This window comes from Candidatus Krumholzibacteriota bacterium (assembly GCA_034520215.1).
In the GTDB taxonomy this organism is placed as follows: Bacteria; Krumholzibacteriota; Krumholzibacteriia; order Krumholzibacteriales; family WJIX01; genus JAGHBT01.
Window position 1 is genome coordinate 1,271,199 of the sequence record JAXHNR010000001.1, and the last position, 23,890, is coordinate 1,295,088.

The following is a 23,890-nucleotide window of genomic DNA, read 5'->3' on the forward strand; positions in this document are numbered from 1 at the left end:
CTCAGGTATGACTGTTTAATTTTTTCATTTTCTCAAGTATATCCCGGAAAGAAACATCGATAACATATACTTTTTCAAAATTTTCACGTGCTTTCTCAACATCATCAATAGCTTCATAGGCAAGTCCGAGATTATAATAAATTCCGAGGTCTTCATCCCCGTAACTGTCTGCTATCTCCGCTCCCCTCTCAAGCTGTTTTACCGCGAGGTTATATTGCCCCTTCTGTATAAAACAATAGCCGATCATCTCAAGACTCCGCAGCTTGAGTTCCTGTGAACGTGTGGCTACTTGCAGTTCTTTTATAGCTTCGTTGAAAAGAGCCATTTCAATATAAGCCATCCCCAGATCATAGTGACTCTTGAAATCATCCTCCTCAATATCACTAGTTATCTCTTTATGACTTTCTGTTTCATCTTTACCTCTGAATTCTGTTATATCAGAAAAATCCTCTAAGGAATCGCCGCTTTCTATTTTCTCAAAAGAATTCTCCGGTTCAGCGCTTTCTCTCTTATCAAGTTTTTCCTTTTCTTCTCTTTTGGAATCAGAAAATTCATCCTTTGTTTCATCCTTGGATTCGGGGAATTCATTTTCAGCGCTTTGATAGTTATTGTCGGAACTTATGACGTATTCATCACTTTGCCCTTCACCTTTCATTTCATCATCGGTATCGAGCCCTTCGGGTTGAACTCCTTCTGCCGCTTCCTTTTCTCGATCTTTATACATCGTAGTTTCAAGGTCGTCTTTAACATTCAAATCCGACTTATGAGACTGAAGATCTGAACTTTCCGAATCCATATCGATTTCTGTTTTTGCATCATCTTCCTTTAGCGAAGGATCTATCTTTATAGAATCGAGTATCCTGTCGACCTTCTCACGCTCTCTATCCGATAGAGACGACTTTAATCTCTCCATTCGTTCTTTATAGAATTCAAGGGATTCGCTGGTTCCCCTTTCATTGTTATCCCTTATAAGTTGCGCGTTTATTTCGGAAGCTCTGAAGCTGTTTCCAAGGGTCTCAAAAACATCAACGGATTTTGAAATTACTCTCTGATAATTACCCATCAATTCCAATATTGTCTCTATCCGCTGATCAGTTCCTTCGGGAAGCGAATCACTCTCGGACAGGAGCAGATCCATGTACGAGTTAAAATATTCTGCCGCTTCGCTTGTAAAATTTTGTTTTGCTTTCAGTTCGCCGAGCTTGTATACCGTACTTAATCTTCCCGGAATAATCTTGAGTATCTTTTTGCATACAGCCACAGCATTGTTATAAAGAGCGACTTTTTCATAATGATTTATCGCGTTTTCAAATGACGAAATGGCCTGGATACGATCTCCTGTCTTTATATATATATCACCCAGTTCATTCAATAGATTAGGATTGCTGGAATGCCCGTCCAGAATCTTCTTATACACGTTAATAGCCTTTTGGAGCTTACCCTTTTTCAGTAAATCCTGTGCTTGCCGTCTTAGTTTGCTTGCTCTACTCAAAACCCGATCTCACTCCTGACATTATAGTCTTCTATCTCCCAGACGACATCGCCTTCTTTAATCACAATCACTGAATGATCTGTCCCGGCCCTGGAAGGTATCTCACGATAATCTTCTACATCATACACTACTAGGTCAGCTTTTTTCCCCTTTTCCAAAGATCCGACTTCATTCTGCATGCCTATTGAATAAGCCGCGTTTATAGTCGCCGCGTTAACAGCTTCGGACGGCAAAAGTCTCATCTGAGAACACGCTATCGAGACTGTCAAAGGCATGGATAACGAAGGCGCGCTTCCCGGATTAAAGTCCGTCGCAAGCGCTATCGCGGCTCCGGCTGAAACCAGTTTCCTGGCAGGCGCGAAAGAGCTCGAAGCAAGTCCAAAGCTTGTTCCCGGCAAAAGAACTCCCACAGTATCACTATTCGACAAAGCTTTAATTCCCGACTCTGTTACCTTCGTAAGATGATCCACGGAATCAGCGCCGAGTTCAACGGCCAATTCAGTTCCTCCAATGGCGAATATTTCATCGGTGTGGACTTTAAGCTTAAATCCATTCATTTTCCCCGCAACTAATATCTGCCTTGTTTCGGCGAGGTCAAAAACGTCCTTTTCACAAAACACATCTATATATTCAGCCTTGCCCTGCTCGGCAACTTCCGGAATTACTTCATCAATGACAAATTTCACATATTCACCTTTACCACTTAATTCAGGGGGTTTCTGATGAGCCCCCATGAACGTAGCTACTATATCCAAAGGCATATCATCGGCGAGACGGGAAATTACCCTCAGCATCTTCAATTCATTTTCCAGATCAAGTCCATATCCGGTCTTAATCTCAACCGTAGTTACGCCCGTTTTTAACATCTTTAAAAGACGACGCCTGCTTATTTCATATAACCGCTCTTCATCCATTTTGCGAAGTTCCCGCACTGTTCTTTTAATACCCCCGCCCCGTCTTTCAATTTCGAGATAGCTGTCTCCTCTAATTCTGGCTTCATATTCATCCGACCTGTACCCTGGAAATACCGAGTGTGTATGGGAATCCACCCATCCGGGCATTACAACCCTTCCCTCCACATCAATGATCTTTGAAACTTCTCTCTCCGCTACTTCTTTTTTAACCAAATCGCCGGAACCAATGGCTAATATTCTTCCACCAGCTACCGCGATAGCGCCACTCCGGATAATACCCGGATCAGAAAAATCTTCCCCCCTCAGCGGCCCCTTCCCCTCATTACGGCTTGTTATTATCTGACCAGCGCCAAGAAGGAGTAGATCAATTGTTTCAATCAAACGCTTCTCCTTGCATAACAAAATAAACAGATGTTAACTCAAGCAAAATGCATGACTTAAAAAAACGATATTCCCCGTATTAATAACCGACATCTGATTCTCTGAATCAGCGAAATTATTTGTTTAGCATGGGAATATTAATTCCATCCTCCTTCGCCCTCTCAATAGCTATCTCATATCCCGCGTCGGCATGTCTTGCAATCCCTATGCCAGGGTCACCGCGCAGACAACGCTTAAGTTTTTCAGCGCCTTTATCACTCCCGTCCGCCACTACAGCGAGACCGGCGTGTATCGACAGCCCCATTCCAACACCACCCCCGTGATGAACTGAAACCCAGGCAGCTCCATTGACGGCATTTAGTAACGCGTTTAAAATAGGCCAATCCGCCACAGCGTCAGTTCCATCCTTCATACCTTCAGTTTCGCGGTATGGAGAAGCGACAGAACCGCTGTCGAGATGATCTCTTCCAATCACTATAGGAGCGCTTATCTCACCTTTCGCGACAAGCTCGTTGATCGCCAACCCGAGTTTCTCGCGCTCCCCGTATGAGAGCCAGCAAATCCTGGCGGGAAGTCCCTGGAATGCGACTTTCCTGCGCGCCATTTCTATCCATCTGCACAAAGATTCATTTTCGGAAAACAGCTCAAGCACAAGATCGTCTGTTCTGTAAATATCCTCTTCTTTCCCTGACAACGCGAGCCATCTGAAAGGCCCTTTTCCAATACAAAACATAGGGCGTACAAACGCGGGCACAAATCCCGGAAAATCGAAGGCGTTTTCCAGCCCGCCCTTCTTCGCCTGACCCCGGATATTATTCCCGTAATCAAATACAACGGCGTCTTTCTTCTGAAAATCCAGCATAGCCTGGACGTGTAGTACAATTGACTCAATAGCTTCCTTTATATAACGATCGGGATCCTTTTCGCGGAGTTTAGAGGCCTCATCAAGATTATAACCCCTCGGGATATATCCGTTCAGCGCGTCGTGGGCGGATGTTTGATCAGTTACTATATCCGGTATTATGTTTCTCGAGACCAGCTCGGGGAATACATCCGCCGCGTTACCGACTAGTCCTATTGATAAAGGCTTCTTATCTTTCAAAGCTTTATCTACTTTTTCAAGGGCGCTGTCCAGATCTCTTTCCATTTCATCAAGATAGCGGGTCTCGAGGCGTCTCTTAATCCTGTTTTCATCAACCTCTACGATTAAGCAGACCCCTCTGTTCATTGTAACCGCGAGGGGCTGAGCACCGCTCATTTCTCCCAAACCTCCGGAAAGAACGAATTTTCCGGTCAAGTCCCCCCCGAAATTTTTTCTAGCGCATTCAGACAGTGTTTCATATGTCCCCTGCAATATGCCCTGGGTGCCAATATACATCCAGGAACCCGCAGTCATCTGACCGTACATCATTAAACCATCAGCTTCCAATTTGCGAAAATGCTCCCATGTTGCCCACCTTGGAACAAGGAGAGAATTCGCGATCAGCACCCTTGGAGCACCCTCATGCGTTTGAAAAACCCCCACAGGTTTACCGGACTGAACCAGAAGGGTTTCATCGTTTTCAAGATTTTTAAGCTCCCTTACAATCGCGTGATAGGAATCCCAGTTTCTAGCCGCTTTTCCTGTCCCTCCGTATACTATCAGCTTATCTGGATCTGCCGCGACCTCTCTATCGAGGTTGTTCATTAACATCCTGAGGGCCGCCTCCTGAAACCATCCCTTGCAACTTATTTTATTTCCCCTGGGAGCTCTTATATCTACTTTTCCCATATCGGCTTACACCTCCATTACGGCGACAGAGCGGTAAAGCAATATCATCCGCTTCAATCAAAACAACATCTTTGTCAGCTCTCATATAATTGCCAAATTATAACACCTCTACTTCAATTCCTCAATATCCCGCCCTCCCGCGCAGGTATTAACCCTAAACCTTTTGCGGCTATACGGCAAGATGAAAAACTTACACACAACTTTTGCCGGATAATCACTCCGCAAACCAATCCATAGACCTCCCTATCACGTCAGCTCCGGACGAAACAACTATCCCCTCAGTAGGCAGTGATGAAAGTATATGCCTGCCGTATGATCTGTTATGTATCCTTGAATCAAGGATAACTATCATACCTCTGTCATCTTTTCTTCTTATTAATCTGCCTATCCCCTGTTTCAAACGCAAAATGGCCTCTGGGAGGAAGAGTTCCTGAAAAGGGTTGCCTCCCATACTCCTCAGTCTTTCTGAACGAGCCTGAATAATAGGTTCGTCGGGAACCGGGAAAGGTATCTTTGGAATCACGAGGATCTCCAGCTGTTTACCCGGAAAATCAACCCCCTCCCAGAAACTTGCCACACCGAGCAGTACTGACGCTTCATTCTTCCTGAACTCTCGAGACAAAACCTCTCTACTTTCCCCTCTTCCCTGAACGAGAAGAGGTCCCGGAAGTTCCTCTCTGTCAAGCAATTCTGCTGAAACAAGACACATCTTATAAGAAGTAAATAATACGAGTAGTCTTCGCCTGTGTCTCACGGCAAGTTCTCTTACAATATCCATAATCGCAACAGAAAAATCCCTGTCATTAGGATTACCAAGGCCCGAACGCAATACAACAAGACAGTTATCTTCTCGAAAGAAAGAAGACGGCTTTACAAGTTCAAAAACAGGTTTAGAGGTGAATCTTACTCCGAGTCTTTTCTTCATGTAGTCAAATGAACCATTCTGACTCAGAGTCGCTGAAGTAAAAACAGCTGATTCGGTCGACTCTTCAAGAAAATCCGCGAACCTGCGGTCTATATCTATCGGGGAACCACAAATAGATTTAACCCTTGAATTCGCGTTCCATTCTATCCAGAAAACAGTATCCTCATCATTCCCCTTTGTCAAAAACACCGCTGCTGCCGCCAGCTCATCGAGCTGACTCTCCGCCGCTTCTAATTCCTGCTTGAAATGTCTTATGTTTTCTGATCCATTATGCTTATATAATACTTTAAGTGTATCTCTTAACTTATTGTTATATAGTAGAAAAAGAGATATGCTATCCTTTATGTCAATAAATGTTTCTTCTCCGTCGTAATACCTGGTTTTCTTACCGGAAATAATCTTTTCCCTATTTAAAGAGCGTTCAATACCCTTGAAGATATCCTTCCATGCACTCTGGGTTTTAGAGACCATATCCTGCAGTTCAAAAATTAGTTTCTCCCCGCCTTTTACTCCCGGAGCCGTTTCGAGTTTCCGAAGCATAAATTTCCATCTATCATCGTTCAAGGTAACCGGCTTTATCCATTTTAAGATCCCCTTTATTTCGCCGGGAGTAATCCTGACCGATAAATTCTCCATGACACATTTGTCGAGATGATGAGCTTCGTCAAAAACAACACCATGATAATCCCCTAAAACCCCCCCGCCTCTTTTATAATCCGCCATAACCAGGGCGTGATTGACAAAAACTATATTCGCCGCTCGAGCTCTTTCCCTCGCAATAACTAGAGGACAGGAAAGAGCGTTCCCGCATCCTCTCATTAAACACCTCGCGGGCGCGCCAAGTTCAAACGGATCTATTCCAAGCTTGTCAGACGGAAGAGACTCCAGAGTATGAGTCTCAGACAAAACTGAATAAAGCGCGAGCGCGAGGGCTTTTCGCGGCCTTTCTTCCATAAGTTTACTCACCGCGGATATCAATCTTCTTGAACATATATAATTCTCTCTTCCAACGAGCCTTTCAACAGCGAAATCCAGTTTTAATATACTTCTGATAAGCTCGATCTCCCTGCCAAAGAGCTGATTCTGTAGATTCTTTGTGTGAGTTGAAACAACAATCCGATTTCGAGTTTCAAGAGAAAACAGAACAGCCGGAATAAGATAAGCTAAGGATTTTCCGGTTCCTGTCCCCGCCTCTATGAACGAAACCTTCCTCTCCTTAAGAGTATTCATAACTTCTGATGCCATCTCAAGCTGATCGAGCCGCTTCTCACCAAGTTCCTCGAAAATCAATTCAAAGGCTTCTTTGACGGAATATCTGCCTGCTCTTACCGAAAAACCTTCAGTGTTTTTGACTGCTGAATTCTCCTCCTGAAGAGAAAAGCGCTTATCAGAAAAGCTTACGGCATCTTCCTTTTCCCCTATACCGAATTTATTAAATATGCCGCCGGGAACATCTTTTACCGCTTCCGCTGCGGCTGTTTCAATAACCCGTATACCCTCAAAGCTGATTCTCTTAGCGATAGTCAAAAGTAAGGGTAGGGGAATTATGCCGCGCGACAGCCTTTCAAGGATATACTTGGATAGTTCATCCGAGCTGAAATCCACGTTATCTCGGGATTTTAAATAGGGGGTAAAGGCTTCAAGTTCACGCGGCCTAAAAGATATTGAATCATTTCCAGGCATAAATTCTGTATACTATCCCTCCGGCAACCCAAAACCCGTTGCATTTATTATCAAAAGAATTTTTACGAGATTAAGATCCCGATAAAGCCGGATAATACCCGGCTCACTTACTCAAATAATATTCACAAAACCATTCTGAGATAAACTATGAATCACTCTTTTTCTTATCGTAGTCTTCCCTTGTACGCATGGTACCGCGAATAGCGCAAAATTCCCCGCACATCGTGCACAAATCGTCATCACCACCAGAGCTTTTATCATAAAGGGATTCCGCCTTATCTGGATCGATACTCCTCTGGAGCGATTTTTTCCACTCTAGCCTCGCCCTGGGAATTGATACCGAATTATCCCACTCCTTCGCTCCCGGAATACCTTTAGCTATATCCCCCGCGTGAGCGGCAATCCTGGTGGCAATCACACCCTCACGAACATCTTTAATCGAGGGCAGACGAAGATGCTCCGCGGGTGTCACATAGCATAGAAAATCCGCTCCGTGCCATGCCGCTACAGCTCCGCCGATAGCTGCTGTAATATGATCATACCCGGGGGCAACATCTGTCACAATCGGACCGAGAACATAAAACGGCGCGTCTCCGCAGACTTTTTTCTCAATAATCATATTAGTTTCAATTTCATTCAGAGGAATATGGCCGGGACCTTCCACAAAAACACTTACTCCGCGGGCTCGCGCTCTTTCCACAAGATCTCCGATAACAAGCAATTCACCGACTTGCGGCCTGTCAGTAGAATCCGCTAGAGCCCCGGGCCTGAGACCGTCTCCGAGACTAAGAGAAACATCGTATTCTTCCAATAAATCAAGAAGTCTGTCGAAATATTCGAAATAGGGGTTTTCCTTACCATTTCTAGCCATCCACTGCATCAGCAAGCTGCCTCCGCGGCTGACAACCCCGGCCAATCTTGTTCTAGCTACTTCACGGGATAATCTGGCTACAAGTCCGCAGTGTACTGTCATAAAGTCAACGCCGTCTTGAGCCTGCTTCTCGATTACTTCAAAAAAGTGATCAACCTCACAATCGGTTATCCCCTCTCCGCGTTTAGCGGCCTCAACGGCAACCTGATATACCGGAACAGTCCCGACGGGAACTGTGCTTTTCTCAAGTATCTTCTTTCTTGCAGCATCAATATCGCCACCCGTGGATAGATCCATCACAGCATCAGAGCCGGCCTCAATAACAACTCTTAATTTCTCCAGTTCAATATTCACATCATCGTGATCGGGACTCGTCCCTATATTCGCGTTGACTTTAGTTCTTAGCCCCTGCCCTATTCCAATAACTCCACAGTGTTCACGGGCTGTTCCCGTAAGAACCACTTTTCCTTCAGCCACAAGAAAACGAAGGTTTTCCGGCTCTAATCCTTCTTTTTCAGCGACATCGGTCAGCGCGGGAGTTATTTCACCCCTTTTTGCTCTTTGATATTCAGTCAATATATTCTCCTCCTTACAAAAACAACTTAAGTATAAACTTCACATAATTCTTAGTCAAGAATGTGGTTGCATTATCGTGATTTATTATAACGTTCTAAATGCTACTTGCGGTAAAGCTGTTTCTTTAATATTATCAATGTAAAGTTAATTAATTGAAGTAAAGTAAGTTAAATGGAGATTGAATGAAGAAGAGAAACTTAATCCTGTCAGGTGTAATTGCTTTAATTGCCATAGCAATAGTTTTTTTAATATACAAATCAGAATATAAAGAGAGGGACAATATTCAGAGGGAACGCGAACCCGGTAAGGAAACTGATTACACCGCATCCTTTATACCGGAAGATATGACAATAGAGGAGAAAAAGAATCGATTCAAACACTTAATGGTGCCGCCTGTAAAAAGTGTTTTCTCACAACTTGAAGAACGGTACAAAAGAGTTACAACTAAAATCAAAAGCGGAAAAGAACAAAAAGAAATCGGTAAACTAAAACAGGAATATAAAGCTGAAACAGATAAAGAATTGATGATGGCGTTAAAACCCCATCCTGTAAGTATTACTCTGGCCCAGGCGGCCATCGAAAGTTCATGGGCAACATCGAGGTTCTTCTTTGAAGCAAGAAATGTATTTGGTGTTTGGTCATTTGATCCAAATGAACCGCGAATAGCAGCGGGGATAAAACGCGGTAATAAAACCGTTTGGATAAAAAAATACGACACCCTCGAGGCATCTGTTAAAGATTACTACCGTATCTTAGGCAGAAGCCCGGCCTTTAAGGAATTCAGGGAATTGAGAATAAAGACAAACGATCCATTTAAACTTGTAAAAGAACTCGAAAACTACTCGGAGAAGAGAGATCAATACACAAAAAAATTGTCGTCTATAATTCATTATAACAATTTCACTGAATATGACAATTGATGAATATAACAGAAACATAACGCTGTATTAAGATTACATTGTAGTATTTATCAACAGATTAATTATATAATGGTACAAGCATTTTTAATGATAAAGACCGAAGAACTTAAAAACAATCCTCAATGCTGGCCTAAGTATTGTTAAATGGGATTTTATACAATACACACCCATTGCAGAGCTCTATATAAACCAATGGAAAAGGATACGGAAAGAATGTTTGAAAAGTCAATATCCATGAGAAATAAAACCCCGGCATATCCAATCGCGATATATCTCTTTGTCTTGTTTATTACATCGCCGATAATATTCCGCCAGTCGGAACTTCTTAGAATATCGTAATTGGAAAGACAAACAATTATGAGAACAGAAAAAGAGAATCATATTCCCACCGGGCCAAGAACAACTAAAGGGGTCGAAACTCTTCTCGGTGATCCAAAAAAGGCTATTCTTAAACTTTCTACACCGATGATTCTGGGTATGTTTTCTCAAGCCGTATACAATATCGCGGACGGGATCTGGGTTTCCGGACTCGGAGCTGATGAACTTGCCGCTGTAGGCCTCTTCTTTCCGTTTTTTATGGTTATTATCTCACTCGGCGCAGGGATAGGCATCGGGGGAGGTTCGGCCGCTTCACGCCGTATAGGAAAGGGTGATAAGGCAGGAGCTGATAACACGGCTATTCACACATTTCTTGTCGGAGGAAGTATATCTTTAATAATTAGTATATCGATTCTACCCTTTATCGATACTATTTTCAGTTATTTCAGCGGAAACGGGAATGTCGGCGCAATGGCCGCGGGATACGCGAAGATTCTTTTCAGCGGCACAGTAATCATGGTATTCAGCCATATAGCAGGCGCGCTTTTACGTAGCGAGGGTGACGCGAGAAGAGCCATGTACGGCCTCATGGTTGGTTCTATCTTAAATATCGTTCTAGATCCTATTTTTATCTACTGGCTTGATATGGGGGTGATAGGCGCCGCGTGGGCTACGATTATTTCACTGACTTTTTCATCTCTTCTTTTCTGCTACTGGCTTTTCTTCAAGAAAGACACATATCTTATCATCACCCTCAGGGATTTTAATTTTAACAGGAAAATACTGGCGGAAATACTTAAAGTGGGGGTTCCTTCCTCTCTGGCGCAGCTCTCTATGTCATTTGCTATGATAATTTTAAACAAAGTTGTAATCAGAGCCGGAGGAACAGACGGCATTGCTGTATTTACGAGCGGCTGGCGCATAGTGATGCTGGGAGTAATTCCCCTCATCGGTATTTCTACGGGTGTGGTATCCGTTACAGGGGCGGCCTATGGAGCAGGTAACCGTGAAAAGCTCAAGTCTGCTTTTTACTTTGCCGTAAAATTCGGTTTATTGATAGAAGTTTCTATAGGGGTACTGATTTTGATTTTCGCGAGACCCGTAGCGCACATCTTTACCTATTCTGAAGGTTCAGAACGAATCCTGGAAGATTTGGTAACCTTTCTGCGTATTATATGCCTGCTTTATCCTGCTGTACCGATGGGTATGCTCACTTCAGCTATGTTCCGAGGGATAGGACACGGAGGCAGATCTCTTATTGTCACAATTATCAGGACTATTATTCTTCAGGTGCCCGCCGCTTATTTTCTGGGTATTATTCTAAATATGGGCTTAACCGGCGTTTGGCTTGGAATGGTCGGAGGAAATATTCTCTCTTTAATCGTCACCTTCTCCTGGGGAATATTTACTGTCAATAAAGTTCCTCTTCCCCGTTCTAAACAGAACTGATATTTAATGAACCTCATTAATCTCCGCCAATTCATTGTGGATTTTGTTTGACTAAAACACACCAAAGTATATAGACTGAAATCACACTCGCTTTAAAAGTTAATCTGAGTTTTGAGCCAGGCTGTTTTTTATATTCTGGTTCAATGTTTAAATATATTAACGAAAGGAAATATTTTTCATGAACAAAGTCATGTGGAAACCTTCGCGGGGTAGAATTGAGAAGACAAATATATTTGATTTCATGACCTATGTAAATAAGCGCTACAACAGACAATTCACCGTCTACGACGAGCTGTGGGATTGGTCTATAAACAATATCCCGTACCTTTGGGAAAGTCTTTGGGATTATTTTGATATAATTCACACAAAACCTTACGATACTGTACTCGTTGACGGTGATAAAATGCCCGAAGCAAAGTGGTTTCAGGGAGCACGGCTTAATTTCGCCGAAAATCTCCTCCGCTACAGAGATGACAAAACCGCTATAATTTTTAAAGGGGAATCGACGGGTAAAGTCGAAATTACATACGCCCAGCTGTATGACAGCGTCGCCCGCCTCGCAAAATCTATGAGAGAAATGGGTGTTAATTCTGGTGACCGAGTCGTTGGCTATATGCCCAACATTCCCGAAACAGTAATCGCGATGCTTGCCGCTGCGAGTATAGGAGCCGCATGGTCATCCTGTTCTCCCGATTTTGGAACAGGTGGTGTATTGGACAGATTTGGGCAAATTGATCCAAAAGTAATATTTACAGCGAATGGTTATTCCTATAACGAAACAGATTACGATTCTCTCGAGCAGATATCGGGCATTCTCGACAAGCTTCCATCTGTTGAGAAAGTCATAATTATCCCTTTTACTGAAAGAGATCCCGATATATCCAATATTCCCAATTCGATATTATGGAGTGATTTTATTTCAAGTGAAGACAATCTTGATATAAAATTTAAACATCTCCCGTTCGACCATCCTCTATATATTATGTACTCATCCGGAACAACCGGTCTTCCGAAATGCATGGTACAGAGCGCGGGAGGCATTCTAATAAACCACATGAAAGAACTCTCACTTCATACAGACGTAAAGCGGGAAGATAATATATTCTATTTTACCACCTGCGGCTGGATGATGTGGAACTGGCTCATAAGCTCGCTCTCTTTGGGAGCTACGATTGTTTTATTCGACGGCTCTCCATTTTATCCCGGCCCCGGCGCTTTATTTAAACTCGCCGAAGAGACGGGAATTACCATCTTTGGAACCAGCGCTAAGTATCTATCGTCAGTAAACAAATCGGGGCTTAAACCCGGGCAAGAGTATGACCTCGATAGTTTAAAAGCAATACTTTCTACCGGTTCTCCGCTTCACGCGAGTGAATTCGAATTTGTTTATAATCATATTAAACAGGACCTCTGCCTTTCATCGATTGCCGGGGGAACAGATCTCAACGGCTGTTTCGCGGCAGGAAACCCCATGGGACCTGTATATAAAGGAGAACTCCAATGCAGGACTCTCGGCATGAATGTCAGAGCTTTTGACAGTGAGGGCAATTCGGTAGAAAACGAAAAGGGAGAACTGGTTTGTTTATCTCCTTTCCCCTCTATGCCCATATATTTCTGGGATGACAAAAGCGGCGAAAAATACCACAGGGCTTATTTTGACGTTTATCCCAATATATGGAGGCACGGTGATTATATAAAAATTACAAATAACCACGGTGTTATTTTCTACGGAAGATCCGACGCCACTCTCAATCCGGGAGGGGTACGGATTGGAACGGCCGAAATATATCGCCAGGTGAATATAATTGATGAAATTCAAGACAGCCTTGTGATAGGTCAGGAGTGGGAAGATGATATCCGTGTTATCCTCTTCGTCAAACTCAATAAGGGAAACAAACTCACCGATGAGATGAAAAAGAGGATCAGAACAACAATCAGAAAGAACTGTTCGCCGAGACACACACCGGCTAAGATTATTGAAATTGCCGATATTCCTTACACGATTAATATGAAAAAAGTCGAAATAGCCGTGAAAAATATTATCCACGGGAGGGCTGTCCACAATAAGGACGCCCTGAGAAACCCTGAATCACTAGAGCTCTACAAAAATATACCAGAACTTAAAACAAGCTGATAACAGAATACAAATGAGGTTAGCCAAGCAGGCTCATTCCCGGGACATTCCTCTGAAAATCAAGAGCAATATTTTAGTAACTACATAACTATCAAGTAATTATTCATAATGATAAGTTGAATTGATATTTGGTTTCTATCCGGCTATTGGTATTTCAAAACCCTCTCGGAAGACGAGCGGGCATGGTTTTCCCATTTCCTTTAAGGGAAATGGGAAAGAGCGAGTCTGAGAGCGGGAGACGCTATTTCCTCGCAGGGGAAATAGACGGCGTTTTTGATAATACCAATAGCCGGATATACAAAGGAATGTTAAAAATTAGGAAAACTCCAAAGGCTCATTCCCTCTTGAAGCGGATTTGAAAATAATCTGATAATTGTAAATTAACTGCCCTGAAAGCAGCGAAGATTAAATGTCGTAACATCCTATCTTCCGGGAAATAACAAGACGTTGAATCTCGGACGTTCCCTCTCCTATAGTTAGAAGTTTGTAGTCCCTGTAAAACCTCTCTATATCGTACTCTTTCATCAAACCATAACCGCCAAATATCTGAACCGCATTGTCTACCACTCTTCCCATCACTTCCGAACAATACAGTTTTGACATCGCGGCTTGTTTATTAAACGGTTTTCCGGCGTCCTTCAATTTACAGGTTTTGTAGAGTAAACTCCTTGCGGCTTCTATCTCCATTGCCATATCGGCCAGTTTAAAAGAATTTGCTTCGAATGTTGAAATGGGTCTGCCGAACTGCTCACGATTCTTGGCGTATTTTAGCGCCAGCTCAAAAGCCCCTTGCGCTCCTCCCAATCCCATAGCAGCAATTGCTATTCTTCCATTGTCAAGAGTTTCAAGCATCTGGTGGAAACCCTCTCCCTTCTTTCCAAGGAGATTTTCCTCTGGTACCCTGCAGTCATCGAAAAAAAGCTCCCCGGTGTTCGAAGCTCTCCACATCATCTTTCCCGTCATCTTTTTTGCTATAAACCCGTCAGTTCCATTTGGAACAAGTATACAGGACATCTCTTTCTTACCGTCGGGACGCTCGCCGGTAACAGCCTGAACGACACATACTCCGGACATATCGGTTGCAGAGTTAGTAATAAATATCTTGCTTCCATTTAGAACCCACATTCCATCATATAATTCTGCGGTAGTGTTGCTTGCTCCGGCATCCGAACCGGCATCAGGTTCTGTAAGACCGAAGGAGGCAAGCATCTCGCCGCCGCAAAGACGCGGAAGCCACTCTTGCTTCTGTTTTTCACTTCCGTAATAATATATAGGACCTACACCAAGAGAATTTCCCGCGGCTACTGTCGCCGATTGTGAAGCGTCAATTCTCGCGAGTTCTTCAACAACAATACAGTAAGATAGATACCCCATCTCCGAACCGCCGTATTTCTCTGGTATTATTATACCGAAAAGCCCCATTTCAGCCATCTGCTTTGTCAATTCAGCGGAAAACTCTTCGTTTTCGTCAAGCTCCTGAGCTCTCGGCGCGATTTCGTTCTCAGCGAAACTCCTTACACTATCTCTTAATACTCTCTGTTCTTCTGATAGGCCGTAATTGATTTCTTTCCTCCTGTTAATTCCTCTGAATTACATTCTTTCTAGAAACTGAAACCCTCGGGTAATTCTCCTTTTTTCGTTCCATCCGGAACCCAGGAAAGGTCAAGGATCGTACTGGTCGGATACTTCGTGCGGAATATCGGTATAACTTTCATTCCTATCTCCGGTTCTCCAAGCGATAGATAGCTCATAAGAATCGTGTCAACATCATCAAATTCTATATTCACGAACTTAATAGGCTTATCTAGAATATTGAAAGCCCCCGCTCTCTCACATACCATAAATGTATGTACTTTCGCTGTCTCTTTGGCCTGTTCAGTCATATCAAAGACCGTATTCTTACCGAGACAATCGGGACAGTGTATCCTGAACGGCTGATAAACAGTACCCTTGAACTGGCAATCAGGATTATCACAACGCGTTGCAAGCAATTTACCTTCGCCTAATGCTTCAAAAAAAGGCGCTTCACTTCCGTAGCTGTGAATATATGTCATATCGCGGGGATTGGTAACTCCCATTAATTTCCAACCCTCATCCGCGTTGCGGATAGGGATATTGGGAGTCAAATTATGAAAATCACCTTTTAATTTGTATTTGCCATCCTTTACAAACACCTGTCCAAACATGCTCATTTTACTCTCCTTTACGCGTCTTACTTCAATAAATGATCAGGGTCCATTAAGATCGTAGCTGTTACTTGCGAACCAACGCCGGCATGGCTGATAGCCATTCCCCGCTTTGCTCCCTTTACTTGAAGGTCTGTCCAATCGGACGGTTTTTCCCTGCCGAATTCCTTCCACCTCTTTTGGTCGCCATGAATCTCCGCCCATCTATCCCATATATGGGTGGCTACTTCAAAGGCCTGCATGATACCTGTGGCGCCCACGGCGTGCATACACCCTATCAAGCCTCCCGAAAGATTGGATGGAAGCTTGCCGGGTTTCCCGGTTTTTGGATTAGTGTGATAGCAATCCCCCGACTCAACGTAATCTCTTCCCTCTCCATAGGGACGAATTCCAATATCTTCGTATGTCTGTACATCGCTGATAGTAAAAGCGTCGTGCAATTCCAGAAGATCCAGATCTTCTCTCGGATCAGTAATTCCAGCCATACGGTAACCGTACCAGGTAGCCATTCTGGCGGCCAGAAATCCAGTAAATCCCGGATATCTATCCCCGCCGGGAAATCTTTCACCCAGGTTCTTATACTGATCAGCCGATTCATGCGGAAGCAGCGGTATATCCATATCTCGCCTGTCCGCGGGTCTTAAAGTATGAGAACCGGCTCCGACCCATATCCTCACGGCCTTATGTGATGAATTTTCAGTAAGTATTTCGGCGGTTTTTTCATCACAGATAACAACACACGCCGCCCCAACACTCATAAGGCAGCAGTCAAGAGCCCTTAGCGGATAAGCGATAACAGGTGAATTAAGAACATCTTCAACTGTAATCTTTTTAGGTGAATGCGCGAATGGATTCATTCTAGCGTACCCGTGATGTTTTACAGAGATCTCTGCCAGTGTTTCCCTGAAAGATTTCTCCGCCTTACCGAATATCTGCCAGTACCTCTGTGCCATTACCGCGTAATAACCCGTATAGATATGTCCAAGGGGTGATTCCCAGTCTTTATCGGCGGCGCAGGAGATTAGGAAATTCCCCTCATCAGTCGGAACCTCATCCATCCTTTCCCAACCCATTGCCAGAGAACAGTCGGAATAACCGGAAGCCACGGCTTTTACTGCTTCCCATATCGTTGAACCTCCGGTAGCGCCTCCGGTTTTGACACCAATATTTCCAAGCGGGTCAAGACCGAGCCTGTCATGAATAACCGCTTCACCAAGAAGCTGATCACCGAAATGATCGGCGAAATGACCATAATAAGCAGTGTGTATAAAACTCTTAAGTTCAGCCGCTGACATATTCAAGAGATCCGCGGCCATTGTCAGGGCATCAACACATAGCTCTTCTGTTCGCTTCTCTGGTATGGCTCGATCGAACTTTGACTGACCGCCCGTTACCATATAAACCGGCCTCATAAGCTCCGGCACCTTTAATTGCTGTTTACTGAATTTGATCATACTCTTAACTCCTCCCCTAACAAAAAAATTAAAAAGGTAGCTCGCTGAACTAATCTGGATTTTTTACGCATATCCCTTAAAAGCTGCTCAAGTTTGAACCGTGTTTTGTGATATTATCAGATACTTCAAAACGTGTCTATAGATAATACAGTGATTGGAGTTTCCCCAATTTTTATAACCTATAAGTTAGTCGATGATTTGTAACAGTATGCGGCTGATTGATATTTTCAAAATCGTTGTCGGTTTCCCCGGCGAGGAAACCGCTGGCTCTGCGCCTCGGGCTCGCTCTTTCTGCCCCTTCGGGCCAGAAATCCTTGCCCGCTCGCCCTCCGGAGGGTTTTGAAAATATCAAACAGCCGCACTCATCAGCAATGAAAGCCCTATTCCACTTACCAATCCTGATAACTGATTGTATCTCGAAAAGTTATTACAATACTTGCCGGATTTTCAGAGGGAACTACACATAATACAGTGACGCCCGGGATTAGTGATAATTTAAAAATTATTAGCAGTATATATCTCCAAGCCGATTAATGAGATCAAAAGATACATAAAACAGAATGCTAAATTCTAAAAGATTCGGATTGTTTGAATCAGAGACCTAGCGGTAGAATCCCGCGGAAAGAATAATAACATTAAACCATCAAAGAATAATCACTCATCAAAAGGTAATTTAATAATAAAACGGGTCCATTCACCCCTTCTCGATTCCACTTTCATCGTGCCCGCGTGTGTGTCTGCAACGATAAAATAGGCGACAGACATTCCGAGCCCCACGCCCTCGCCCTCATCCTTGGTAGTAAAGAAGGGTTCAAAAACACGTCTTCGCACATATTCATCCATTCCGGGACCGTTATCTTCTATCTCAATACATGCCCAGTCATCATCCCTGTAAGTTCGTAACGTAAATTCGCAACTATACCCTGTCGCCTCTTTTTTCTTCATGGCTTCAGCGCCATTCTTCAACACGTTGAAAAACACCTGTTTGATCTTGCCCGGCACACACATAATACTTGGTAAATCGGAATCTAACTCCATACTGATGTTTACTGAATCAAGTTCAAGAGATTTATCCTGTCTAACTAGATCGATTGAATTGTTCAATAGTTCATTAACGGAGTAAAGTACTTTCTCGGGCATTTCCTTCCGGGCAAAACTAAGCATATCACGAACAATATTAGCCGCTCTTTTCCCCGATATTACAATTCCGTCAATCATTTCTGTGATATCACGCCTGTCAATATATTCTCTCAGGACAGCAAGATCGAGCCCAAGTTCATCGGCCGTCTTAGTGTTATCGGGAATATTCTTTATTAACCGATTCAGCGCTACTGTCGCGTTCTGTATAATTACTGTAAGAGGGGTATTGATTTCATGAGCCATGCCCGCTGAGAGACCGCCCAGAGACATCATTTTATCCGACTGCACTAGAAGCTCCTGAAGTTTTTCCCGGTCAGTAACATCATCCTCTCTTATTACAGCTCCATTAATATGATCGGAAACAATAGGATACACGGTAATATTTTTGTAATAAATATTATCATTGATGAAACGAACTACTTTGATATCTTTCTGAATTTCTCCAGAAGATAACACTTTCTTTATATTATCAAATATATCCTTCATTTCCGGATATACATCCAGTAGATTTTTCCCGCACGAATCTACAGAACAAATTCCCGTAATTTCTTCCACATGCTTATTCCAATGAGTAACTACGCAATCAGTATCAACGCTTATCAGAACAGAGGGCATTGAATTAATAATACTTGTCAGATGATTACGGAGTCTTATTAACTGAAGTTGCGCTTTCTTGCTGTCTGTTATGTCTCTAATTGTGGCCAGCAGACAATCCTCTCCATCCAGCTCGACCCTGACCAGATTTACCTTTGTCGGTATCAGCCTGCCGCCTCTAGTTCTATGCGTCCATTCAAAGTAGTGCGCACCTTCACGCAGAGCGGTGTCGATAATTTTTCTTGCTTTAACAGAGGAATCCTGTCCGTCAGGCTGGTATTGAGGTGACATTTCCCAAGGGGTTTTCGTGGTTATCGGCTCATTTTCCTCTATATCAAACAACTCGTAAGCAGCTGGATTCCAAGCTTTAAATTGCCATTCCGGGGGTTTTAATACCAATATAGCGTCTTTAGATGAATTGAAGAGTTTTCTATATTTTTCTTCAGCCCTCTTCCTCTGAGATAAATCCAGTATCAGACCTATTGAAAGAGGACCTTTAGCCGTTGATATAACTGAACTAATTACCTCGATTATCCTTTTTTCACCGTCTTTCCTGATAATAGCAGCTTCATATTTGTTTGGAGCATCATATCCACTCTGCCTCCTTATGTATCTGCCGGCTACAATGTTCCGGCTTTCTTTACCCAGAAGTCCCCGGAAATCCTGTCCTATTAATTCCTCTCTGTCCCGCTGAAATATCCTGCACAATTCATCATTAACGTAAACAAACCTGAAATCCTGATCGGTAATTGCGATTCCTTCACGCGCGTTCTCAACTATTAATCTGAATTTATTCTCTCTTTCTATAAGCATCTTCGCTTTCGCGGCCAAACCGATAATATTACTTATCTGTGCCGTAATCTGTTCAAGCCTCTCAAGTTCAGTGATTGTTACGTTTGTGCGATCGTGTGAAGCAACATGCAGAGAACCAATCAATCTCCCTTCACTCTGAAGGGGAATGACAGCGAGGAGGCGTATTCCCTCTTTCATCTGTTCAGATGACAGAACCTCTGTCAATTCATCCCGATTAAAAAAACTTACTTCTCCCCGTTTAATTACACTTAGAATCTCCGAATCAACATGATATTGATTGGCAGATTCGACAAATTCACTTGACCATCCTTCGTAATACGCCAGGGATAGATCCTCAGTTTCTTCATCCAGAAGATATACGCCGCCGCTGTCCATATCAGATATCTTCAAGGCAGTATCAAGGCATACTTTTAACGTCTTTTCCATATTCTCGTCAAAATTGATCTTGGTCGATATATCACTCAGAGCTTTTTTAATATCTTCAATGTATTTTTTCTGACCTACTAAATCAAAATTCTTCTTGTAATAACAACTAAACAACATTATCAGAACAACAACCATAAGACGCATCAAGAGTTCGTGAGTTCCGGGATTAAACACTTGCTTGAATATTCCCGTCCTGTGGAGTAAGACGACATGCATCACAGACTCAAAAACCCAGAATATAAGGCTGACTATCAAGCCGGCGAAAATAAATTTATTACCGCTCTTTAGTTTCATTAAATTATATCCCCCATCTACATCAACCGATACAAGGTTTTAACGGCTAAAGCTCGGAACGGAAACCACTGGTTCGGGATACTCCGTTCGGCGCGGGTTACAAGAATAATTTTCTCATGCTTTAAGACTGGAAGCGAATTCCTCGCCCCATATTTCAACTACGGTAAGAAACAAAGCCGCAATTACAGGCCCTACTATAAATCCCGAGATCCCGAAAACCGATATTCCTCCAAGTGTCGAAAAGAAAACCAACAGATCATGCATGCCGGTCTCACGACCAACAAGTCTCGGCCTTAGAAGATTATCAACAGTTGAAACAACTAGTCCAGTTAAAATTACTATCACAACTCCTTGCCATATATCACCTGTAAAGATGCGAATGGCACCTGCCGGAATCAGTATAATCCACGCCCCGACAACTGGAATTATAGAAAAAATTGCCATAATTACCCCTAATAGAAGCCATGACTTGAACCCGAAGAATAAAAGAATCAGAGTTCCTGCTGCTCCCTGAATAAGCCCTATTAAAAATGTTCCTCTAACGGTAGCCCTGGAAATCTCGACAAATCTTTTGAAGATCAATCTTTCATATTCGTCCTTTAAAGGACTTAAATATTTAAGACGCGACAAGATCCTTTCTCCGTCCCTGAAGAAAAAAAACATAGTTAAGAAAATAACAAAGAAACTCGTTAAAAGATCAAAGAGCCCTTTGGAAGTCTTGTTTATTACCGAAGCTGACACAGCTCCGGTTTTGCCGGCAACCTTCTGAAGCGTTTCCTGCCAATCTATGCTATCTAACTTCATCCAGCCGTAGAACCTCAGTCCTTTGAACCATTTCACTATCTGGCTTTCTTCGCCCTCTAGCAATTCAGCTGCCCGGGGGCGGGCGTTCTCATAAAGATCCACTGCCTGATCAGCTACATGAAGAGCCAGAAAAACCATGGGTAGAAATAGACATAATAGAAGCATAAAACATGTTATGATAGAAGCCGTGCTGTTTCTCCCGTGGGTAAATACCTGAATTTTCTTATAAATGGGATATAGAAGGGTAACAAGGGTTGAAGCGAGTAAAATAGAAACAAGGAAACTTCTTACTACAGCCAGAAACAGACCGGACACCAGAAAAAGAATGACAATAAGCGCTCTTCGGTTTAAGTTAAATTCTCCTCCGCCTTTTTCATCAGTCCGGTTCTCAGATCGGTCAGTCACATATCCTCCGGCTTTTTATTCAGGTTATCAAATCTCATACTTTTTCAGCCATCCTTTTACTCTCTGACATTGATAACTTCGTGATAAAAAACTCATACTCACAAACCCCGATATAGCATATCGAGATTAATACCGGGTTTTATTCTATCAAATTATAAAAACCGCCGCTATATAAAAGTAAAGGGGGCATAACAAGCCAGAAATTTTTTGCTCCCGTGACCGGCGAAATACACAGTCACTTTCAAATCCCTGTTTCTGCCTTCAACTTCCTTTATTTTTCCAACTCCAAAGGTGGGATGTTTTACGGTAACCCCTTTTCTGTACCTTCCGTACCCGGCTGATAAAACTTTTTCATTATCGACACTATTATTTGAAGTGACAGTAAGAAGAAATCTGTCACTCGCGTGTTCTCTTTCAACATTGCCAATTTCATTCTTAAGTGAATCAGGAATTTCATCGAGGAATCTCGACGGCATATTATTCTGCCAGTTTCCGAATTTCATCCTCGCGGAAGATGTAAAAACAAATAGAAGCTCCTTCGCCCTTGTCATCCCCACATAAAAGAGCCTTCTTTCTTCTTCGAGCTCGCCTTCTGAATCAAAACTGGAATAATGCGGAAGCAGACCTTCCTCAAGTCCGGTAATCATAACAACCCTGTACTCGAGCCCCTTAGAATTATGAAGAGTCATAAGCGACACCGTATCCTCATTCTTCATCGTATCAACCGCGCTGATAAGCGCTATCTCTTCAAGAAAATTAGCGAGTGAAGATTCCTCGGCGTCAGATACAAATCTTATCGTTTCATTAAGCAACTCCTCTATATTCTCAAGTCTCGCCTGAGCTGTCTGGGGTTCTTTGCTTAAATATTTACGGTATCGGGTTTTTGAGATGACTTCCGAAAGAACCTCATGAGCGTTGCTCTTACGCGCGCCCAGTTCAAAAGCAGCCATCATTGTTGAAAATTTCTCCAGTTTTTCCTTCTGTAACCCGCTGAATCTTTTAAGTACGTTCTTATCTCTCAAGGATGGCAGTAAATTTCCTCCGCCGCTTTCTTCTTTGAGTTTTTCCAGTGTTACTTTACCTATCCCCCTTCGCGGAAGATTGACAACACGGAGGAAATTAACGTCATCAGCCGGATTATTTATCAATTTGAGATATCCAAGCAGGTCTTTTATTTCCCTTCTCTCGTAAAATCTCACGCCGCCAATAATCTGATACGGCAGTCCCCCTCGGTTCATCGACTGTTCCAAGGCTCTGGATTGAGCGTTTGTTCGGTACAAGACTGCTATTTCACTCCTTTTATATCCGTTTCTTATCAGATTTATTACAGTTTCTTTCACGGCATCGGCCTCTTCCTGTTCATCGTCGGCGAAAAACACCTGCAGAGGTCTTCCTTTACCATTATTCGACCAGAGTACTTTTCCCTTTCGCTCCGCGTTATTGGCTATAACCGAGTTAGCTGCTTTAAGAATAGTGTTGGTTGATCTATAATTCTTTTCAAGGCGGATGATTTCGGCGTTAGTATATATACTGTCGAATTGCAGTATATTTTCAACAGCCGCGCCTCTCCACCCGTAAATTGATTGATCCTCATCCCCTACTACAAAGAGATTCTCAGAATGGGAAGAAAGCATATCTATCATTACCATCTGTATCGGATTAGTATCCTGAAATTCGTCAACCAATACATATTTGAACTGTCTGGCGTACCGCTTCTTTATCTTTGGATTAGCTGTAAAAACCTCGACTGTCTTTGTAATCAAATCGTCAAAATCAAAGGCGTTGCACCCGCGAAGTGATAAATCATAAGCCTTATAAACTTCGGCCAGCTGTTCTTCTATATAATCAGAGGCGTCTTCATAGGCCTTATCAGGAGAAATAAGCTTATTCTTCCAGTTCGATATCTTATTCCTCGCTGAAGCATAGGGATAATCATTCAATCTCCAATTACCTTCTTTGATAATCTTTTTAACCATTCTCAATGAATCGTCTTCATCATAAATGGCGAAATTATTTTTGAACCCTATGTGCTGCGCCTCTCTCCTCAATATCCTCAATCCCGTAGCGTGAAACGTACCGATCCAGAACGACAGGCTTCTCACATCGAGCTTTTCTTCAACTCTCGTTCTCATTTCACCTGCGGCCTTGTTTGTAAATGTAAAAGCAAGTATCCGCTCCGGTGAAACATTCTTTTCTCTTATTAAATAAGCAATTCTTTCAGTAAGAACCTTGGTTTTCCCACTTCCCGCCCCGGCAAGAACAAGTACATACCCATCACCCGAGAGAACGGCTTCCCTTTGCTGCTTGTTAAGTATGCTCATACGAAAGATTCTCCTCTAA

At 43.0% G+C, this 23,890-nt stretch carries 15 protein-coding genes; 4 read left to right on the plus strand and 11 right to left on the minus strand.

Annotated features, from left to right (window positions below; all coding sequences use genetic code 11):
- Nucleotide 1: 1 nt before the first annotated feature.
- The 5 genes from U5O15_05530 to thiC all read right to left on the minus strand — a co-directional run bounded on the left by U5O15_05530 (nucleotide 2) and on the right by thiC (nucleotide 8,613).
- Nucleotides 2–1,492: a tetratricopeptide repeat protein gene (locus tag U5O15_05530; protein MDZ7860115.1), complete on the minus strand. Its 1,491-nt coding sequence runs from the start codon at nucleotides 1,490–1,492 to the stop codon at nucleotides 2–4.
- Nucleotides 1,489–2,787, minus strand: a complete 1,299-nt coding sequence (hutI, locus tag U5O15_05535) for an imidazolonepropionase (GenBank protein MDZ7860116.1) — start codon at nucleotides 2,785–2,787, stop codon at nucleotides 1,489–1,491. The genes U5O15_05530 and hutI overlap by 4 nt, the downstream gene beginning before the upstream one ends.
- A gap of 115 nt (nucleotides 2,788–2,902) precedes the next feature.
- Nucleotides 2,903–4,558, minus strand: a complete 1,656-nt coding sequence (hutU, locus tag U5O15_05540; GenBank protein MDZ7860117.1) for a urocanate hydratase — start codon at nucleotides 4,556–4,558, stop codon at nucleotides 2,903–2,905.
- Between the two features lie 214 nt (nucleotides 4,559–4,772).
- Nucleotides 4,773–7,166 (minus strand): helicase C-terminal domain-containing protein, encoded by a 2,394-nt coding sequence (locus tag U5O15_05545; protein ID MDZ7860118.1) that lies wholly within the window; start codon nucleotides 7,164–7,166, stop codon nucleotides 4,773–4,775.
- Nucleotides 7,167–7,311: 145 nt separating this feature from the next.
- Nucleotides 7,312–8,613 (minus strand): phosphomethylpyrimidine synthase ThiC, encoded by a 1,302-nt coding sequence (gene thiC / locus U5O15_05550; GenBank protein ID MDZ7860119.1) that lies wholly within the window; start codon nucleotides 8,611–8,613, stop codon nucleotides 7,312–7,314.
- 182 nt (nucleotides 8,614–8,795) lie between these two features.
- Here thiC and U5O15_05555 point away from each other — a divergent pair, with 182 nt between their 5' ends.
- The 4 genes from U5O15_05555 to U5O15_05570 all read left to right on the plus strand — a co-directional run bounded on the left by U5O15_05555 (nucleotide 8,796) and on the right by U5O15_05570 (nucleotide 13,434).
- On the plus strand, nucleotides 8,796–9,533 hold the full coding sequence (locus U5O15_05555) for a glucosaminidase domain-containing protein (GenBank protein MDZ7860120.1): 738 nt from the start codon (nucleotides 8,796–8,798) through the stop codon (nucleotides 9,531–9,533).
- A gap of 192 nt (nucleotides 9,534–9,725) precedes the next feature.
- Nucleotides 9,726–9,872, plus strand: coding sequence for a hypothetical protein (locus U5O15_05560; protein ID MDZ7860121.1), 147 nt, complete (start codon nucleotides 9,726–9,728; stop codon nucleotides 9,870–9,872).
- Nucleotides 9,873–9,890: 18 nt separating this feature from the next.
- The gene (locus tag U5O15_05565) at nucleotides 9,891–11,300 is read left to right on the plus strand and encodes an MATE family efflux transporter (protein ID MDZ7860122.1); all 1,410 of its coding nucleotides are present in this window, start codon (nucleotides 9,891–9,893) and stop codon (nucleotides 11,298–11,300) included.
- Nucleotides 11,301–11,478: 178 nt separating this feature from the next.
- The gene (locus U5O15_05570) at nucleotides 11,479–13,434 is read left to right on the plus strand and encodes an acetoacetate--CoA ligase (protein MDZ7860123.1); all 1,956 of its coding nucleotides are present in this window, start codon (nucleotides 11,479–11,481) and stop codon (nucleotides 13,432–13,434) included.
- 405 nt (nucleotides 13,435–13,839) lie between these two features.
- Here the strand turns inward: U5O15_05570 and U5O15_05575 are convergent, their stop codons facing one another.
- From U5O15_05575 to U5O15_05600, 6 genes are all read right to left on the minus strand, one after another.
- Nucleotides 13,840–14,997: an acyl-CoA dehydrogenase family protein gene (locus U5O15_05575; protein ID MDZ7860124.1), complete on the minus strand. Its 1,158-nt coding sequence runs from the start codon at nucleotides 14,995–14,997 to the stop codon at nucleotides 13,840–13,842.
- 38 nt (nucleotides 14,998–15,035) lie between these two features.
- Entirely contained in the window at nucleotides 15,036–15,626 is a 591-nt protein-coding gene (locus tag U5O15_05580) for a hypothetical protein (GenBank protein MDZ7860125.1), read from the minus strand.
- A 20-nt stretch (nucleotides 15,627–15,646) separates the two neighbouring features.
- Nucleotides 15,647–17,074 carry a thiolase domain-containing protein gene (locus tag U5O15_05585; GenBank protein MDZ7860126.1) on the minus strand — a complete coding sequence of 476 codons (1,428 nt, stop codon included), beginning with the start codon at nucleotides 17,072–17,074 and terminating at the stop codon, nucleotides 15,647–15,649.
- Between the two features lie 654 nt (nucleotides 17,075–17,728).
- Nucleotides 17,729–20,341, minus strand: a complete 2,613-nt coding sequence (locus tag U5O15_05590; protein MDZ7860127.1) for a PAS domain S-box protein — start codon at nucleotides 20,339–20,341, stop codon at nucleotides 17,729–17,731.
- 114 nt (nucleotides 20,342–20,455) lie between these two features.
- Nucleotides 20,456–21,550 (minus strand): AI-2E family transporter, encoded by a 1,095-nt coding sequence (locus U5O15_05595; protein ID MDZ7860128.1) that lies wholly within the window; start codon nucleotides 21,548–21,550, stop codon nucleotides 20,456–20,458.
- Between the two features lie 167 nt (nucleotides 21,551–21,717).
- Complete coding sequence (locus U5O15_05600) at nucleotides 21,718–23,871, minus strand: UvrD-helicase domain-containing protein (GenBank protein MDZ7860129.1); 2,154 nt, start codon at nucleotides 23,869–23,871, stop codon at nucleotides 21,718–21,720.
- Nucleotides 23,872–23,890 lie beyond the last annotated feature (19 nt).

Coding starts and splice junctions, on each gene's coding strand:
- hutU (MDZ7860117.1), bottom strand. CDS start 4,558: ATGGGAAAAGTAGATATAAGAGCTCCCAGGGGAAATAAAATAAGTTGC.
- U5O15_05545 (MDZ7860118.1), bottom strand. CDS start 7,166: ATGCCTGGAAATGATTCAATATCTTTTAGGCCGCGTGAACTTGAAGCC.
- U5O15_05585 (MDZ7860126.1), bottom strand. CDS start 17,074: ATGATCAAATTCAGTAAACAGCAATTAAAGGTGCCGGAGCTTATGAGG.
- U5O15_05600 (MDZ7860129.1), bottom strand. CDS start 23,871: ATGAGCATACTTAACAAGCAGCAAAGGGAAGCCGTTCTCTCGGGTGAT.
- U5O15_05555 (MDZ7860120.1), top strand. CDS start 8,796: ATGAAGAAGAGAAACTTAATCCTGTCAGGTGTAATTGCTTTAATTGCC.
- U5O15_05590 (MDZ7860127.1), bottom strand. CDS start 20,341: ATGAAACTAAAGAGCGGTAATAAATTTATTTTCGCCGGCTTGATAGTC.
- U5O15_05565 (MDZ7860122.1), top strand. CDS start 9,891: ATGAGAACAGAAAAAGAGAATCATATTCCCACCGGGCCAAGAACAACT.
- U5O15_05570 (MDZ7860123.1), top strand. CDS start 11,479: ATGAACAAAGTCATGTGGAAACCTTCGCGGGGTAGAATTGAGAAGACA.
- U5O15_05580 (MDZ7860125.1), bottom strand. CDS start 15,626: ATGAGCATGTTTGGACAGGTGTTTGTAAAGGATGGCAAATACAAATTA.
- U5O15_05560 (MDZ7860121.1), top strand. CDS start 9,726: ATGGAAAAGGATACGGAAAGAATGTTTGAAAAGTCAATATCCATGAGA.